This is a genomic window from Amycolatopsis sp. NPDC104819 (genome assembly GCF_055583145.1).
Genome location: NZ_JBVJON010000003.1, coordinates 660,969 through 677,375 on the forward strand (window position 1 = coordinate 660,969; position 16,407 = coordinate 677,375).

18 protein-coding genes are annotated in these 16,407 nt (G+C 69.2%); 10 read left to right on the plus strand and 8 right to left on the minus strand.

What is annotated here, in order from left to right; all coding sequences use genetic code 11:
• Positions 1-15: 15 nt before the first annotated feature.
• From ACZ63E_RS12395 to ddaH, 3 genes are all read right to left on the minus strand, one after another.
• Positions 16-735 carry a glycoside hydrolase family 75 protein gene (locus ACZ63E_RS12395; protein WP_465336030.1) on the minus strand — a complete coding sequence of 240 codons (720 nt, stop codon included), beginning with the start codon at positions 733-735 and terminating at the stop codon, positions 16-18.
• Between the two features lie 329 nt (positions 736-1,064).
• Positions 1,065-1,718, minus strand: coding sequence for a polysaccharide deacetylase family protein (locus tag ACZ63E_RS12400; RefSeq protein ID WP_465336031.1), 654 nt, complete (start codon positions 1,716-1,718; stop codon positions 1,065-1,067).
• Positions 1,719-1,798: 80 nt separating this feature from the next.
• Positions 1,799-2,626, minus strand: a complete 828-nt coding sequence (ddaH, locus tag ACZ63E_RS12405; protein WP_465336032.1) for a dimethylargininase — start codon at positions 2,624-2,626, stop codon at positions 1,799-1,801.
• A gap of 83 nt (positions 2,627-2,709) precedes the next feature.
• Here ddaH and ACZ63E_RS12410 point away from each other — a divergent pair, with 83 nt between their 5' ends.
• Positions 2,710-3,156 carry an Lrp/AsnC family transcriptional regulator gene (locus tag ACZ63E_RS12410; RefSeq protein ID WP_155548792.1) on the plus strand — a complete coding sequence of 149 codons (447 nt, stop codon included), beginning with the start codon at positions 2,710-2,712 and terminating at the stop codon, positions 3,154-3,156.
• 4 nt (positions 3,157-3,160) lie between these two features.
• Here the strand turns inward: ACZ63E_RS12410 and ACZ63E_RS12415 are convergent, their stop codons facing one another.
• Positions 3,161-3,544: a hypothetical protein gene (locus ACZ63E_RS12415; RefSeq protein ID WP_465336033.1), complete on the minus strand. Its 384-nt coding sequence runs from the start codon at positions 3,542-3,544 to the stop codon at positions 3,161-3,163.
• A gap of 23 nt (positions 3,545-3,567) precedes the next feature.
• On the opposite strand from ACZ63E_RS12415, the gene ACZ63E_RS12420 reads away from it, so the two are divergent.
• From ACZ63E_RS12420 to ACZ63E_RS12435, 4 genes are all read left to right on the plus strand, one after another.
• Complete coding sequence (locus ACZ63E_RS12420) at positions 3,568-4,323, plus strand: enoyl-CoA hydratase (RefSeq protein WP_465336034.1); 756 nt, start codon at positions 3,568-3,570, stop codon at positions 4,321-4,323.
• A gap of 262 nt (positions 4,324-4,585) precedes the next feature.
• Entirely contained in the window at positions 4,586-6,508 is a 1,923-nt protein-coding gene (locus tag ACZ63E_RS12425) for a 2-oxoacid:acceptor oxidoreductase subunit alpha (RefSeq protein ID WP_465336035.1), read from the plus strand.
• Entirely contained in the window at positions 6,505-7,569 is a 1,065-nt protein-coding gene (locus ACZ63E_RS12430; RefSeq protein WP_465336036.1) for a 2-oxoacid:ferredoxin oxidoreductase subunit beta, read from the plus strand. The genes ACZ63E_RS12425 and ACZ63E_RS12430 overlap by 4 nt, the downstream gene beginning before the upstream one ends.
• Positions 7,570-7,666: 97 nt before the next feature.
• Positions 7,667-7,996 carry a VOC family protein gene (locus tag ACZ63E_RS12435; protein WP_465336037.1) on the plus strand — a complete coding sequence of 110 codons (330 nt, stop codon included), beginning with the start codon at positions 7,667-7,669 and terminating at the stop codon, positions 7,994-7,996.
• Positions 7,997-8,039: 43 nt separating this feature from the next.
• On the opposite strand, the gene ACZ63E_RS12440 is transcribed toward ACZ63E_RS12435, so the two are convergent.
• The 3 genes from ACZ63E_RS12440 to ACZ63E_RS12450 all read right to left on the minus strand — a co-directional run bounded on the left by ACZ63E_RS12440 (position 8,040) and on the right by ACZ63E_RS12450 (position 10,819).
• Positions 8,040-9,308, minus strand: coding sequence for a sunset domain-containing protein (locus tag ACZ63E_RS12440; RefSeq protein ID WP_465336038.1), 1,269 nt, complete (start codon positions 9,306-9,308; stop codon positions 8,040-8,042).
• A gap of 16 nt (positions 9,309-9,324) precedes the next feature.
• Positions 9,325-10,377 carry a polyprenyl synthetase family protein gene (locus tag ACZ63E_RS12445; protein ID WP_465309405.1) on the minus strand — a complete coding sequence of 351 codons (1,053 nt, stop codon included), beginning with the start codon at positions 10,375-10,377 and terminating at the stop codon, positions 9,325-9,327.
• Between the two features lie 115 nt (positions 10,378-10,492).
• Positions 10,493-10,819 (minus strand): DUF6204 family protein, encoded by a 327-nt coding sequence (locus tag ACZ63E_RS12450; RefSeq protein WP_465336039.1) that lies wholly within the window; start codon positions 10,817-10,819, stop codon positions 10,493-10,495.
• Positions 10,820-10,989: 170 nt separating this feature from the next.
• On the opposite strand from ACZ63E_RS12450, the gene ACZ63E_RS12455 reads away from it, so the two are divergent.
• The 5 genes from ACZ63E_RS12455 (at position 10,990) to ACZ63E_RS12475 (ending at position 14,794) form a co-directional block, all read left to right on the plus strand.
• Positions 10,990-11,646, plus strand: coding sequence for a hypothetical protein (locus ACZ63E_RS12455; protein ID WP_465336040.1), 657 nt, complete (start codon positions 10,990-10,992; stop codon positions 11,644-11,646).
• A 235-nt stretch (positions 11,647-11,881) separates the two neighbouring features.
• Positions 11,882-12,229, plus strand: a complete 348-nt coding sequence (locus ACZ63E_RS12460; protein ID WP_465336041.1) for a hypothetical protein — start codon at positions 11,882-11,884, stop codon at positions 12,227-12,229.
• Positions 12,226-12,849 (plus strand): DUF3558 domain-containing protein, encoded by a 624-nt coding sequence (locus ACZ63E_RS12465; protein WP_465336042.1) that lies wholly within the window; start codon positions 12,226-12,228, stop codon positions 12,847-12,849. Before ACZ63E_RS12460 ends, ACZ63E_RS12465 begins: the two co-directional genes overlap by 4 nt.
• Before the next feature lie 4 nt (positions 12,850-12,853).
• Positions 12,854-14,116: a PPE domain-containing protein gene (locus tag ACZ63E_RS12470; protein ID WP_465336043.1), complete on the plus strand. Its 1,263-nt coding sequence runs from the start codon at positions 12,854-12,856 to the stop codon at positions 14,114-14,116.
• Positions 14,117-14,794, plus strand: a complete 678-nt coding sequence (locus tag ACZ63E_RS12475; protein WP_465336044.1) for an ESX secretion-associated protein EspG — start codon at positions 14,117-14,119, stop codon at positions 14,792-14,794. It abuts the gene before it with no gap.
• 42 nt (positions 14,795-14,836) lie between these two features.
• On the opposite strand, the gene nuoN is transcribed toward ACZ63E_RS12475, so the two are convergent.
• Positions 14,837-16,405 carry an NADH-quinone oxidoreductase subunit NuoN gene (gene nuoN / locus ACZ63E_RS12480; protein ID WP_465336045.1) on the minus strand — a complete coding sequence of 523 codons (1,569 nt, stop codon included), beginning with the start codon at positions 16,403-16,405 and terminating at the stop codon, positions 14,837-14,839.
• Between the last annotated feature and the right edge of the window lie 2 nt (positions 16,406-16,407).

The following is a 16,407-nucleotide window of genomic DNA, read 5'->3' on the forward strand; positions in this document are numbered from 1 at the left end:
CCCGGAATGCGTGTGTCAGTTGTTGTTGACGAACGTGGTGGCGAGACCCTCACCCTTGCTGATCGCGGCGGAGTGGTTCTCGATCGGCGAGACGGTGGAGTTCTTGAAGCAGATGTAGGTCACACCGGAGTCCGTGCCGCCGTTGGACGGGTCGGGGTTGATGCCGAGGTCCTTCGCGGTCGCGTAGGAGGCCTCACCGATGATCTGCGTCGGGCCGGTGTCCCCGATGACGGTGTACTCGACCTTCCCGTTGTAGATCACGGCGCAGGAGCCGCCGCCCTTCAGCTGCGAGGAGGAGTACTTCCAGATGCTGCTCGAGCTCGGCACGACGATGTAGGGCAGCTTCGCGGCGTTGAGCGGCTTGCCGTCCGACTGGTGGAAGGCGGTGTCGTCCTGGTAGCAGCAGTCGGTGTCCTCGTTGCACTGCGTCGAGCGCTGGCCGTCGCAGTCGATGTCCATGTCGGCTTTCCAGAAGACGGCACCATTGGCATCACAGACGGCGACGGTCTTGGCCGAGACGTCCTCGTCGGTCTTGTACTTGCCGTTGGAGATCTGCTTGCAGCTGTTCGTCTTGGCGAGCAGCTGGGCCGCGGTGGGGGCAGCGGCGACGGTCTGGGTCTGGGCCGGCTGGGCCTGGACCGGAGTCGAGGCGGGCGCCGGGGCCGCTGAGGCGAGCGCCGAGGGCATCACGGCCGCGGCCAGCGCCATGGTCGCGAGCAGGATCAGTTTCCGCATTCCTGGTTGCTCCCTTTAGTTAGGAAACTTTCCTTACGGCGGCGAGGCACTCAGGATGCACCCGGGGAGGGGGTGGTTCAAGACCTTGCGGTGCGGGAATTTCCCATCATGCGGCCGGTCTTGACGAAAAGGCTGCTCAGTGGGTGCGGCAGCGTTAAATTGGTCTGGACCGTGTTCCGGCCACCGGGAAACCGGCTGATGAGCAGAGGAACGGTCAAAACGGTCTTAGCGGATTCTCCGGGTGTAGCCGGCAGGAGTGCGCAGTGGTCGCTCAGGGCTGGATGGTCGCGGCTGCGCGCATCCAACTGCGGGCCGCCGCAGCACCCCGGCTAGCGGCCACCCCGCCGAAACAACCGCTCCACCCAGCTCCCCCGCCGCCGTCCCCCGGCGAGCACCCCATCCAGCCACTCGCCGTCCAGGTCGTGCCGGACCTCGGTGCGCCCCTGAAGCCACCCGTCGCGATGGGCCTCGCCGCCGTCGATCGTGTACACCCGCGTTGCCCCCGCCTGCTTGAGCCGCGCCAGCACCCGCCGGTCGTACGCCCCGAACGGCAGCGAAAACCGCTCCACCGGCCGGCCGCACAGATCCCCCAGGAGCTTCGGCGCGTCCGTCAGCTCGCGGCGGGCGTGACGGTCGTCGAGGCGGCGCCAGTCCCTCGGCTCCCAGCCGTGCGAGCCGATCTCCATGCCCGCCCGGACGAGCTCGCGCAGGCCGTCGCGGTCGAGGTAGCCGCGCTGGCCGAGGCGGCCCGCCAGGGGGAAGAACTCCGCCGTCAGGCCGCGGTCGACGAGGCGCGGCAGCACGATCTCGACGTCGGACTCGTTGCCGTCGTCGAAGGTCAGGTGGACGTCTTCGCCCTCGACCGCGTCCAGCACGCGCTCGAACTGCTCGACCGTCACCCAGCGCTCGTCCTCACCGGGGTCGAGCGGGCGAGCCGGACGGCCGATCCCGTGCACGGCGAGGTTCACCGTCACCTCTCCCACCGCCTGCCACCGCGAGTAGTCGCTTTGTTACCTCGATTAATCGCGGTGGCAAACGGGTGAGTTACAGTTTTTCCGGAAATTCAGCCCTTCCGGATCTCCAGCGTGCAGCACTTCGGGCCGCCGCCGGCTTTCCGCAGCTCGGAGATGTCGACGTAGACCGGCTCGTACCCGCGGTCGGCGAGGAGCTCACCCAGCCGGGTGGCCTCGACGGGCAGCACGACATTGCGGCCGTCGGAAACGCCGTTCAACCCGAAGCACTCGGCGTCGGCGGCGGTCGCTTGCACGGCGTCCGGGAACAGCCGCTCGAGCACACGGCGTGATCCCGCCGAGAACGCGTCCGGGTAGTAGACGATCTGCGCGCGGGTGGTGTCCGTGGCCTCGGCGAGCACGAACAGCGCCGTGTCGAGGTGGTAGTAGCGCGGGTCGGTCAGGTTCAGCGAGACGACCGGGACCCCGAGGACCTCCTGCGCCTCGGCGTGCGCGGCCGGGTCGGTGCGGAAACCGGTGCCGGCCAGCAGCACCGAGCCGGTCCAGGCGAAGTCGCCCTCGGCCTCGTTGATCTTCTCCGGCATGGTGATGTCGCGGTAGCCGTGCTCGACGAACCAGCGGCGGAAGTGCTCGGCCTCGGCGGCGCGCTGCGGCGCGCGGAACCGCGAGCCGAGGACGCGGCCGTCGACGACCGTGCCGGAGTTCGCGGCGAAGACCATGTCGGGCAGGCCGGGCTGGGGCTCGATCTCCTCGACGGTGTGGCCGAGGCGGCGGTAGGTGTCGCGCAGCTCGGTCCACTGCGCGACGGCGACGTCGGCGCTGACCGGCTGGGTCGGGTCCATCCAGGGGTTGATCACGTAGTCCACCGCGAAGTGCCGCGGGGAACACATCAAGTATCGACGGGTGGTCGGTACACGCATCGCCTGCATGATTGCAGGGTAAGGGGCACCTAAACTCGCAATCAATCGCTGTTCGCTGCGCGCATCTGTGCTAGATGTTGCGTGTGAACACCATCGACCAGCGAATCGTTTCGTGCCTCGTGGCGAACGCCCGATCGAGCTACGCGGAGATCGGCAAGGTCGTCGGCCTGTCCGCCCCGGCGGTGAAACGGCGGGTCGACCGGCTCCTCGAAACGGGCATCCTCCGCGGGTTCACGGCGGTGGTCGACCCGGAGGCGCTCGGCTGGGGCACGGAGGCGTTCGTCGAGGTCACGTGCCAGGGCAACATCACGCCGGCCCGCATCCGCGCGCGCCTCGAGCCGCTGCCGGAAGTGGTGGCGGCGTACACGGTATCCGGCGCGGCGGACGCGATCGTCCACCTCCGCGCGGCGGACATCCACCACCTGGAGACGGCGCTGGAGCGGCTGCGCGGGCTGGAGATCGTCGACCGCACGGTGTCGACGGTGGTGCTCTCCCGGCTGCTGGAACGCCCGCCGACGCCGGAGAGCTGACGCCTCACCCCGCCAGCCCCCGCAACACCAACGGCGCCTCGTCCGGATGCACCCGCAGCTCGGTCGCACCCGCCTGGAACGTCACCGCCTGCCGATCAACCGCCTGCATCGTCAACTCACCAGGCTCGAACACCACCGGCTCCCCACCCGGCACCCGCCACTCCGCCACCCCACCGCCGACCGCCACCCAGCCCCGCCGCGTGCGCCCCTCCGTCAGCTCCGGGTCCCGCAGCACGCACGGGAACTCCACCCGCGAGCCGCTCTCGAAAGCCTTCCGCCGCGAGCGCCGGCGGCGGCCACCGAACAGCTCCGAAGTGTCGACCACCGTCAGCGCGTTGCCCGCCAGCACGATGATTCCCTTGACCAGGACGCCGAGAAGTTCCCCCATGTCTCCACCCATACCCTGGACCGATGACCGACCGCATCGTCAGCGAGCACGAATCCGGCATCGCCCTGCTCACCATCGACGCGCCCGGCAGCCGCAACGCGCTCACCCTCGACCTGTCCGCGCAGCTCGCGGCCGCTGTCGAAGCCGCGGAGCGCGACAACGAAGTCCACGCCGTCGTCGTCACCGGCACGCCGCCCGCCTTCTGCGCCGGCGCCGACCTGTCCGCGCTGGGTGAAGCCGACGAACGCGGTCTGCGGGCCATCTACGAAGGCTTCCTTGCCGTCGCCCGGTGTGCGCTGCCGACGATCGCCGCGGTCGGTGGGGCGGCCGTCGGGGCCGGGCTGAACCTCGCGCTCGCCGCCGACGTGCGGCTGGCCGGGCCGCGCGCGAAGTTCGTCGCCCGGTTCCTCGAGCTCGGCCTGCACCCCGGCGGCGGCATGACCTGGATGACGCAGCGGCTCGCCGGGCCGCAGCAGGCCGCCGCCATGACGTTGTTCGGCCAGTCGCTCGACGCCGAGGAGGCGGTCCGCGCCGGGCTGGCGCTGCGCGTCGTCGACGGCGACGTCGTGGCCGCGGCGCGGGAGCTCGCGGCGCCCGCCGTCGCCGCTCCGCGAGAGGCTCTCCTGGCCACCAAGCGCAGCCTCCGGAAGACCGCTTCGCTGGCCGCGCACGCCGACGCCGTGGACGTCGAAATCGAGCCGCAGCTGGCGTCGCTGGCCTCGCCCGAGTTCGCCGAACGGCTCGAAGCGATGCGGGCGCGGATCCGGTCCCGGGCCTGAATCCCAGCGGGTGGACACTCTCCCCGAGACACGTGTCACAGCGTGCCCTGCACTTTGCCCGTTACCATCGGTTACAGGTAATTGCCGGACCAGCGCAGAGGAACCGGCAAGCGCACAGATGAGGTCGCCGGCAAGCCGGGAGTCTAGGAACATCGAGGTCGTGCGCGAGCTAACCTCGTGGTAAGGCCTGGTGATCGGCCTGTCACGACACCGGGCGGGCGAACGAAGGCCGCAACGTCGGGAGAGAGGGAATCCCTGAGCCATGAGCACGAGTGCGAACGGCAACGGCGCTGGTGACGGCTCGCTCGCCGCTACCAGGCCCACCGAGGTCAGCAAGCTGGACCGGGTCGTCATCCGGTTCGCGGGCGACTCCGGTGACGGCATGCAGCTGACCGGTGACCGCTTCACGTCCGAAGCCGCCGCGTTCGGCAACGACCTGTCGACCATGCCGAACTTCCCCGCCGAGATCCGTGCGCCCCAGGGCACCATCCCCGGCGTCTCGAGCTTCCAGGTGCACTTCGCCGACTACGACATCCTCACCCCCGGCGACCGCCCGGACGTCCTCGTCGCGATGAACCCGGCGGCGCTCAAGGCGAACCTCGCCGACGTCCCGCACGGCGGCACGCTCATCCTGAACACCGACGACTTCATCAAGCGCAACCTCACCAAGGTCGGGTACGCCACCGACCCGCTCGACGACGACACGCTCAGCCCCTTCCAGGTGCACCGGGTCGCCATGTCGACGCTGACCCAGGGCGCGCTGGCCGAGACCGGCCTCGGCAAGAAGGACGCCGAGCGCTGCAAGAACATGTTCGCGCTCGGCCTGCTGTCCTGGATGTACCACCGGCCCACCGAGGGCACCGAGCGGTTCCTGCGCGAGAAGTTCGCGAAGAAGCCGGACATCGCCGAGGCGAACATCCTGGCCTTCCGCGCGGGGTGGAACTACGGCGAGACCACCGAGTCGTTCGCGACGACGTTCGAGGTCGCGCCGGCCAAGCTCGCCCAGGGCACCTACCGGCAGATCACCGGCAACACCGCGCTCGCCTACGGGCTGGTGGCCGCCGGGCAGCGCTCGGGCCTGCAGATCCTGCTCGGCACGTACCCGATCACGCCGGCGTCGGACATCCTCCACGAGCTGTCCAAGCACAAGAACTTCGGCATCATCACGTTCCAGGCCGAGGACGAGATCGCCGGCATCGGCGCCGCGCTCGGCGCGTCCTACGGCGGCGCGCTCGGCGTCACCTCGACCTCCGGGCCGGGTGTCGCGCTGAAGTCCGAAGCCGTCGGCCTCGGCGTGATGGTGGAGCTGCCGCTGGTCGTCGTCGACGTCCAGCGCGGCGGCCCGTCCACCGGCCTGCCGACCAAGACCGAGCAGGCCGACCTGCTGCAGGCGATGTTCGGCCGCAACGGCGAGTCGCCGGTGCCGATCGTCGCGCCGCTCTCCCCGGCCGACTGCTTCGACGCGGCCGTCGAGGCCACCCGGATCGCGCTGAAGTACCGCACGCCGGTGCTGCTGCTCTCGGACGGCGCGATCGCCAACGGCTCCGAGCCGTGGCTGATCCCGGACGTCGAGACGCTGCCGGACCTGCGGGTCGAGTTCGCCTCGGAACCCAACGCGGACAACGACTCCGGCGAGTTCTGGCCGTACGTGCGCGACCCCGAGACCCTCGCCCGCGCGTGGGCGATCCCGGGCACGCCCGGGCTGCAGCACCGCATCGGCGGGCTGGAGAAGGCCGACAAGACCGGACACATCTCCTACGACCCGGACAACCACGAGAAGATGGTTCGCCTGCGGCAGGCCAAGATCGACGGCATCGACGTCCCGGACCTCGTCGTCGACGACCCGAGCGGCGGCAAGGCCCGCGTGCTGGCGCTGGGCTGGGGTTCGTCGTTCGGCCCGATCGGCGCGGCCTGCCGGCGCGTGCGCAAGCTCGGCATGCCGATCGCGCAGGCCCACCTGCGGCACCTCAACCCGCTGCCGGGCAACCTCGGCGACATCCTGCGCAGCTACGACAAGGTCGTGGTGCCGGAGATGAACCTGGGCCAGCTCTCGCTGCTGCTGCGGGCGAAGTACCTCGTGGACGTCCACTCGCACACCAAGGTCGCCGGGATGGCGTTCAAGGCCGAAGAGCTGCAGAACGTGTTCTCGGAGATCATCACCGGCGTTATGGAGGCGGCGAAGTGACTGCGACCGACTTGGGGCTGCCCGCACTGGGCGGTCTGGATCTCGTGCCCACCACCGAAGAGCCGCAGAAGGCCAAGGACTACAAGTCCGACCAGGAAGTCCGCTGGTGCCCCGGCTGCGGCGACTACGTCGTGCTGAACGCGGTCCAGTCGTTCCTGCCGACGCTCGGCCTCAAGCGCGAGAACATCGTGTTCATCTCGGGCATCGGATGCTCCTCGCGCTTCCCGTACTACCTCAACACCTACGGCATGCACTCGATCCACGGCCGCGCGCCGTCGATCGCGACCGGCCTGGCGACCACGCGCCCGGACCTGTCGGTGTGGGTCGTCACCGGCGACGGCGACGCGCTGTCCATCGGCGGCAACCACCTGATCCACGCGTTGCGGCGCAACGTGAACATCAAGATCCTGCTGTTCAACAACCGGATCTACGGGCTGACCAAGGGCCAGTACTCCCCGACGTCGGGGCAGGGCATGGTCACCAAGTCGACCCCGATGGGTTCGGTGGACACGCCGTTCAACCCGCTGTCGCTGGCGATCGGCGCCGAGGCGTCGTTCGTGGGCCGCGCGATGGACTCCGACCGCAAGGGCCTCACCGAGGTCCTGCAGGCCGCGGCGCAGCACCGCGGGTCGGCGCTGGTGGAGATCTACCAGAACTGCCCGATCTTCAACGACGGCGCGTTCGACGTCCTCAAGGACGCCGACGAGGCCGCCGCCCGGCTGATCCCGCTGCAGGCCGGCGAGCCGATCCGCTTCGGCCCCAACCAGGAGTTCGGCGTCAAGCGCGGCGACTGGGGCGGCCTGGACGTCGGGAAGGTCGCCGACATCGGCGAGGACAACGTCGTGGTGCACGACCCGTCGATCGCCGACACGTCGTACGCGTTCGCGCTGTCGCGCCTGGGTGACCAGAGCCTGAACCACGTCCCGACGGGCATCCTCCGCCAGGTCGAGCGCCCGACCTACGACGACGGCGCCCGCGCCCAGGTCGAGCAGGCCCGCGCGGCCCGCACCCCCGACCTGCAGGGCCTGCTGCGCGGCAAGGACACCTGGACGGTCGCGTAGTCCCACGCTGCCCCGAAGGCCGCCACGCCCAGCGCGTGGCGGCCTTCGGTGTTTCCGGGGTTGCCAGAGTTGGGACAAGTGTCCTAAGTTTTGGGTCATGCGACCTTTTGTGTTCTTCGACGTCCGGACCGCCGATGTGGCCGGCACCAAGCGGTTCTTCGGCGAGCTGCTCGGCTGGCAGTCGTCCGGCGCCCTGCTGACCGACAACGGCGTGCCGTGGGGCGGCCTGACCGAACTGGCGCCGGACGACGGCCGCGCGCCGCAGTGGCTGCCCTACGCGCCGGTGTCCGATGTGGACTCCGCGGCGGCGAAAGCCGTGGCGCTGGGCGGAAAGGTCGTGCGCGAACGCACCGATCTGCCGGTCGGCTCCCTCGTGGTGGTCACCGATCCCGGCGGCGCGGCCATGGTCCTGTTCCAAGTGGCCTGAAACGACGAAGGGCCGCCCGAAGGCGGCCCTGGGTCGGGAAAACTCAGGTGATCGGCCGGAACCCGACCCGCTCGGCGTCCTCGGCGGTGCGGAACCACACCTCGGCCACCATCTTCGGGAACTGCGCGGATTCCTCGGTGCAGTACCGCAACGCCGTGACGCTCGCCTTCACCACGAAGCCGTCGCTCGGCGCTCCGCCGCCGGGGCGCGGCATCGCCGAGCCCGGGCCGAACGGGCCGGGCGGCACCGCGTCGCCCGCCGTCTGCCGGGCCGGCGGGGGTTCGGGGGCCGAGACCGCCGCCTGGTTCGGCTGCACGGACGGCTCGAACAGCGAGCCGCTGTGCGCGCCGGCCAGGTCGGGCTCGCGCCGCTCGACCGTGCGCATCGACGGCTGGATCGGTTGCGGTGCGTCGAACCCGCCCCGCACCGCGCCCCGCGGCTGCCGCTTCGGCAACACCTGCGTCGCCTCGGCCGGAGTCTCCGGCGGCACGTCCAGCTCGCCGCCGGTGGCCGCGTCATCTCCGGCGAAGGCGTACTGCGGCGTCTCTTCTTCGTCCTCGTCGTCTTCCGGCTCCGCGTGTCGCGCCGAACCGGGGTGCTCACCGATGTACCGCGTGCGCTCCATCGGCTCCTCGAACGCCGACCGCTCGGCCGGCGGCTCGTGGTCGAACCAGTCCGGATCGGGCGCGTGCGACTCCCCCGGCGGGGGCTGGAACAGCGAGCCCGCCGTGCTGTCCGGTTCGAGCTGCTGCTCCAGCCGCGAAAGCGCGGGCGTCTCGGGCTCGGGCTCCTCGTCGGGGACCAGGTACTCCGTCACCGCGGACGGGTACGGGTCGGCGTCCGGCTCGACCGCTTCGCCGACCGGGGACAGGAACTGCGTCGCCGCCGAGCGGTACGGGTCGTCCGCTTCCGGCTCCGGCTCGGGTTCCGGCCGGTAAGCCCCTTCGGGCTCCGGCAGCGTCCCCGGCGGCACCTGCGAGTCCAGCTCGGCGAAGTCCTCGTCGATGTCGTCGTGGACGTCACCGCGGCTCATCGGCGGCGCGGCCACCAGCGTGCCCGGGTAGGAGGTCTCCTGGCGGGAGGGCTCCGGCTCCGGCCGCGGCTCGGGCCGCGCGAAGACCTCGGTGCCCGGCGCGGCCAGCCCGGCGGCGTTCGCGGGGGTGCGCGCGGCGTCGGCGTGCGCCTGCGCCAGCGAGCTCTCCAGTTTGCGGACGCTCTTGCGGAGCGGCAGCACCAGCACCAGCCAGGTGAGGAGGACTCCGACGAAGAACGCGGCGAGGCTCCACAGCCAAACCTGTCCGAATATGGACATCTATCCCTGCCCCTGTTTAGTGCGTGCGCGCGACCAGGTAGTCGGCGACCGACTCACACGCGTCCCGGGCGGGTGACGCGGGCAACGCGGCGAGCTCGGCTCGCGCGCGACGAGCGTAGTCGGAAAGGGTGACGCGTGCTCGTTCGAGTCCACTGCTCGCCCGAAGCAGCTCCAACGCCTCCTGGACGACGGCGTCGTCGGCGATCGGCCCCGAGAGCAGCTCGACCAGCCGGGGGTCGGTGCCCGGGTCGGCGAGCGCGTAGAGCATCGGCAGCGTCCGGACGCCTTCGCGCAGGTCGGTGCCCTGCGCCTTGCCGAGCTCGTCGGACGGCGACGCGATGTCGATGATGTCGTCGGAGATCTGGAAGGCGGCGCCGATGATGTCGCCGAAGCGCCGCAGCGCCCCGATGTGCTCCTCGGCCGCGCCGGACATCATGCCGCCGAACCGGCCGGAGGTGGCGATCAGCGAACCGGTCTTCTGGCCGATCACGGTGAGGTAGTGCGCGACGGCGTCGTCACCCGGGCCGGGGCCGACGGTCTCGCGCATCTGGCCGGTGACGAGCTCGCCGAAGGTCTCGGCGATGATCCGTGCCGCGTCCGTGCCGAGGTCGGCGACCAGGCGTGAGGCGTGCGCGAAGAGGAAGTCGCCGGTGAGGATGGCGATGGTGTTGTCCCAACGGGAGTTGACGCTCTCGGCGCCGCGCCGCATGTCCGCCTCGTCCATGACGTCGTCGTGGTAGAGCGTGGCGAGGTGCACCAGCTCGACCGCGGCGGCGGCGATCACCACGTGGTCGTCCTGCTTCGGCCCGAACTGCGCGGCGAGCAGGGTGAACAGCGGACGGAAGCGTTTGCCCCCGGCTTCGACCAGGTGCAACGCGGCGTCGTTGACAGCCTGGACGTCACTGCGGACGACGTCGCGCAGCAGCTTCTCGACCTCGGCCAGCCCGCCGGCGATCGCGCGCAGCAGGGCTTCGTCGTCGATCTGCAGGCCGACGGACGCGCGCAGGTCCTCGAGGGCGCCACCCGGCGCAGCGGGGAGGGATCCCGCCCCGGGGGCTGGGGAAGGCACAGACACGTCGGCTCCGCTCTACTCGTGCACCGGTCGGGTTGTCCCTTGAGCGTAGTGGTTACCCCGCGCTGTCGTTTACCCGCTGTCCTGCGGAAACGGTGACGAACATGACACCTCACCGGCGCCTGGCCCGGACGTCGTCCAGGCACGTGGAGCTGACGGTCAGATCCCGGTACGGGTAGCCCTCGCGCTCCAGCAGTTCCATGGCCGCGAGCTCCGCCTGCTCGTGCGCTGCCTGGGTCGCGCCGTCACCAGCAGCGACCTCGACGGCGACCCGGAAGCTGAAGCCGCCGAGATGGTGACTGTAGGTGAGCGTGCCGGCTTCGCTGAAGAGCTGTCCGGCCAGGTCGTCCCCGGTGTCGGGGGCGGCGAGGAGTTTCGCGCGGGTTGCCTGGGCGGGGTGGTCGAACTTGCCCCGGACGAGGACGCGGTAGGTCGGCATGCGCGTCAAGATACAGACCTGTATCCGGATACCGAAGGGATTATCCACCGGGTGGTTCATGATCCACGAAGGGGTGATCAGCGGTTTCCGGCGCAACGGACGTCTCCGGCGGGCGGATATTCAGCTCGAGGAAGAGCGTGGCTCTCCCCGGTCGGCAAGGAGGACGCGAAATGCGCAACACCCTCGCGAGGCGGGCCGCGCTCGCCGGAACACTGATGGTGGCCGGCATCGCGGTGACCGCGGCCCCGGCCCAGGCGGCGCCCCAGCCGGGCGTGGCCCAGATCGGCTCCGCCGAGTTCACCAAGAGCGGCACGACGATCAAGGTCCCGGTCCAGGGCAAGTGCTCCATCGACGGCCCGACGACGGCCACGGCCCAGACGGTGACCAAAACGGGCATCACGTTCGGCGGCGGCACGTCGTCGTGCACAACGACGGTGACGGACCCGAACACGGACGCGACATCGACGGCCTCGACGGCCACGGGCAAGAACTTCGAGCTCTCGGCCCTGGTCAGCGCGGGCGGCGCGCGCATCAAGCTGTCGAGCTTCAAGGTGACGTGCACGGCAACGCAGACGCAGACGAACGCGAGCTGGACATACGGCGGAATGTCCGGGATCCCGAACCCGCCGAGCCCGGTGCCGGTCGGGTACGTGGCGCCGATCAAGAAGTCCAACGGCACGGTGCTGGCGAACGCGGTGTTCAACACGCAGAACCTTCCCGGGGACGGGAGCATCGGGCTGACGATGTTGAAGATCGACTTCCTGCCGGCGTCGGGGATCAGTGGGCAGGTGATCCTGGGGCATACGTCCTGCTCACCGACCCCGTAGGGGTGATTGAGGGCCGCGGCCGAGGGGGCCGCGGCCCTCGTGCTGTTTCGGGATTTCGGACGGGGGAACCCTGGTAAGGTTTTCGCCGTCGGATACGCAGGGTGCTCGGGAGGGAGCACACTGCGAGCCAGGGGAGGGCTGATGACGACTGCGGTATCGGTGATGCACGGTGCCTGAACCACCGGTTTACGACCCGAGCGGGGATTGGGAGCTTCCGGGACCGAATGGGGTTCCGGTGGCGGGTTCGTATGGGGTGGAGTCCGGTGGGGGGCCGGGGTTCCAGTACGACGAGGCGACGCTGCATGAGCTGGTTCGGGAGTGGAACGACCTCGCGAACGAGTTCCAGGACGACCTGAGCAGAGCGCGTTTGATCGCTGCGACCGAGGGACCTGGTCTTGACTACGCGAGTGGCGGCAACGCCGATCTGATTCGCCGGTCCGGCTCAGCGTTGACGACCACCCTTGACGAGCGTGCGTCCTACTGCCGGAACATGGCCGCGAAATTCGAAGCAGCGCTGGGCAAATACGCCACTGCCGAAGAGACGCACACGACGCAGATCAAAAACGCCGGAGGCAGCCTGTGAAACGCCCACTGCTGCTCGGGCTGGGCGCGACGATGCTCATCGCAGCTGCTTGCACCACGACTCAGAACGGCACTGCCACACCTTCACCGGCCGATGCGTCCAACTCTCCGACCGATACCCCAGCCTCACAACTGCCCGGTGCCGGTGCACCCGGCGTAGCAACCCCGATCGACACCACGAAGTTTCAGCAGAAACCTTGCACCACACTCACTGATGCGCAGATCGCCGAACTTCTCGGTCCCGACGCTGAGCCGAAGGAAGATCCGAACGACCCGGCCGGCTCCAGCTGCTTCTGGCATCCGAGATCGGTCACCCAGGCTGCCGTATCGGTCATCTACGCCACTAAGAACCGGCGTGGCCTGACATCGATCTACCAGCAACAGGGGACGACGTTTCCCTTGTTCGTTCCCATGGATCCGATCGATGGCTACCCGACCGTGGCTTACGGACAAGCAGACCTGCGCCCCAAGGGCACTTGCGCGATCGCTCTGGGAACCAGCAACGAAGACATGCTCGACGTGTCGGTAGCCCTTTCGGAGGGCAATGTCGGCAAGAAGGACCCTTGCGCCGCAGCGCACGAGGTGACGGTGACCGTGCTGAACAATCTCCGGGCCGGGTGAACTGATGGTCGACGAAGGACTGCTGACCGCCGCTGAGATCTACGAGCAGATCACAGGCGGGAAGGGCACTCAATCACTCGGGACCGCGCACGAGAGCGCCGAGCAGTTGACCACTCGGATGGTTGAACGGGCCCAACGGATCAGCGCCCTCCGGGCCAAGACCATGACCGGCTGGCAAGGGGGTGCTGGGGACTCTGCTTCTGATGCCACCCTTCCCCTCGTGCAGGCCGCTGCTGATGATGCTGTTCATCTTCAGATTGCGCGGACCGCGGTTGGGGCTCAGATGGATGCCTTCGGTACCGCCAAGAACTCCGTCAAGCCCGTGGCGCCGGCCGCGCCTGAGTTGACTGCAGGTGATGTTGTCGAGGCCATCAGCGGTAAGGGCTGGGGCTCCTACAACTCCAAGGTCGCCGGCTGGCAGGCCGACAGTCAGGCCAACATCGACGCCTTCAGCGCCTATCACTCCGCCAGCTCGGCCAATGGTGGGCAGATGCCCGCTCAATACGCCCAGCTTCGTGACTCCGGTGCTCCCGTCTCCATGGCTGACGACACGCCGAAGAAGACCAGCGGGACCACCGATGCCGGTGAGTGGGCGCGCAACCCGCGGCAGCCTCAGGTTCCCGTGCAGCAGAATCGGCAGACCGTCCAACCCGGACAGAACCAGGTGCAGAACCAGAATCAGCACCAGATCCCCAACCCGAACCAGGGGCAAAACCAGGTCCAGCAGCCCGGGAACACCGGTGGGGACAACACCCACGCCGACAGCTACGTTCCCAAGCCCGTCATGCCTCCGGCCGCGCAGGGCAGTTATGAGTTCGGGCCCACCGGGCAGCCCGTCAGCAACCTCGGCGGGAACAACACCTACACCCCCTTCGGGCCCGGCACTGGTGGCTACTCCGGCGGTGGATTCGGGCCCGGCACAGGCGGATACGGCACCGGCGCGAACCCAAGCACAGGAACAGGCACCGGATACCGACCAGGAGCCGGGCCGGGAACAGGCCAAGGCATGCGCAGCCCAGGGGCCAACTCCGGCGCCCGCCTCCCCGAAGAACGCAACGGCCCCAACACTCGCGGCACCGCCGGACCCCGCGGCGCCAACGGCATGCCCATGGGCGGCCCTCTCGGCGCCGGCCGCGGCGGTAAAGACGAAGACCGCGAAAAGAAAAAAGCCCCCTACCTCCAAAACCCCGACCCCGACGAGACCTTCGGCGGTTTCCCCGAAAAGCCGATGCCGCCGGTAATCGGTGAGAGCCGGAACAAGAAGTAAATGCTCAACGCCGAATTCTCGCTGAACACCCTGCTCACGGCCATGCGCCGGATCGGCTGCGGGGACCCGCATCCCGTCTTCGCCCACGGGCTTCGGTACATCCCGCCGAGCAGCAAAACCGCGGTGGACCGCCAGGCCTTCGAGGAGCTCAGCGAATACGGGTTCACCCAGGGCGACGGCTTCACGCCCGAATTCGAAGACGTCCTGCACCTCATCACGCGGCCCGCGCGGGAATTCTTCGGCTACGCCCGGGACACAACCGGGCAGATCGGGATTCTCGTCGCCGCGAGTGGGCGGACCGCCGTCTCTGTGGTCTGCCGGGGTGAGCGGGTTGAACTCGCCGGGGTCTCCGCCGACACCCGGCCCGTCGACGCTCTTGTCGGCGCCCTGCCCGGATACCCCGCGGCCGGCATCAGACCCTTCTCGCTCCCTCAGGAAGACTTCGAAAAGGCCGAGGAGAGCGACATCTTCGACGACGCTCCCGCGCGCAGCCGGGAAGCGCAGGAGCTCGACGCCCTCTTCGCTCAGCCCTACCACGGCATCGGACAACTGTACGCCGGGGACAAGACCCTCAGTTATCTCGACCTCGACGCCGGGCGCGTGGGCTTCACCCTCGCCGACGGCTACATCAGCGTTGTGCCCGGGGAACCCGCCCTGCTGAGTCAAAAACTGCATTAAAAAGGGGCCGCCGCTCCGAAGAGCGACGGCCCCGGACAAAACTCAGAGAGCGAAACCGCCCGCACCGGCCCAAGACAGGGCGAACGCCGGCACCAAGCCCAGCACCAGCGTCACCGCCGTGCCGAGGAAGATCGCCGTTCCCGTGCCGAAGCCCGGGACCGAGACCGACGGGCCCTCGGCCGCCGGCTCCGAGAAGTACATCAACACGATCACGCGCAGGTAGAAGAACGCCGCCACCGCGCTGAACACCAGGGCCACCACCACCAGCGGGGCCATTCCGTCCGACAGCGCCGCCGAGAACACGACGAACTTGCCCACGAACCCTGACGTCAACGGGATACCCGCCAACGCCAGCAACAGGAACGTGAACACCGCCGCCAGCAACGGTGACCGCTTCGCCAGCCCTGCCCACGCCGAGAGGTGTGTTGCCTCGCCCGAGGAATCGCGGACCAGGCTGATCACGCCGAACGCCGCCAGCGTCGTGAAGCCGTACGACAGCAGGTAGAAGAGCGTGCTGGACAGGCCTTCCGACGTCATCGAGATCGCGCCGATCAGCAGGAAGCCCGCGTGGGCGATCGACGAGTACGCGATCATGCGCTTGACGTCGGTCTGGGTCAGGCCGAGGATCGCGCCGATCACCATCGAGATGATCGCCACGCCCCACAGCACTCCGCGCCACTCCCACGAAGTCGAACCGAACGCCACCGACAGCACGCGGAGAATCCCGCCGAACGCCGCGACCTTCGTGCACGCCGCCATGAACGCCGTCACCGGGGTCGGCGCGCCCTGGTAGACGTCCGGGGTCCAGGTGTGGAACGGGCCGACCGAACCCTTGAACAGCAGGCCGACCACCAGCAGGCCGAGGCCGGCGAACAGCAGCGTGTCCGACCGGTCCGAACCGGCCGCCGCCGCCGCGATGTCGCCCAGTTTCACGGAGTTCGCGTAGCCGTACAGCAGCGCGAGTCCATAAAGGAAGAACGCCGAGGAGAACGCGCCCAGCAGGAAGTACTTGACCGCCGCCTCCTGCGACAACAACCGCCGGCGCCGCGCGAGGCCGCACATCAGGTACAGCGGCAGCGAAAGCACTTCCAGCGCGATGAACATCGTCAGCAGGTCGTTCGCCGCGCAGAACGCCATCATGCCGCCGAGCGCGAACAGCGTCAGCGGGAACACCTCGGTCTGCATGACCGTCGCCGTCTGGGCGCGGTCCTGGACCGTGCCCGGGCGGATGCCGGCCTGCGCGACCAGCGCGCCGCCCGGCTCGACCACGCGATCGGAGATCAGCAGCACCGCGCCGACCGCCAGGGCGAGCAGCGTGCCCCAGAGGAACAGCGCCGGCTTGTCGACCGAGATCGCGCCGCTGAACGTCGTGACGCCGGTGGAGGGCGAGCCGATCGCGTAGGTGATCAGGAAGACGCCGGCCACGACGATCGCCGCCAGGCTCAGCACGACCTGCACGCCGAACCGCGAGCGCTTCGACGCGAACGCCTCGACGAGCACGCTCACGCACGCCGCGCCGAAGATGATCAGCACCGGCAGCACGGCGCCGTAGTTCACCGACGGCACCTGCACCGGTGGCTCCGGTGCCTGGGCCAGGAGGATGTCGAGCACGG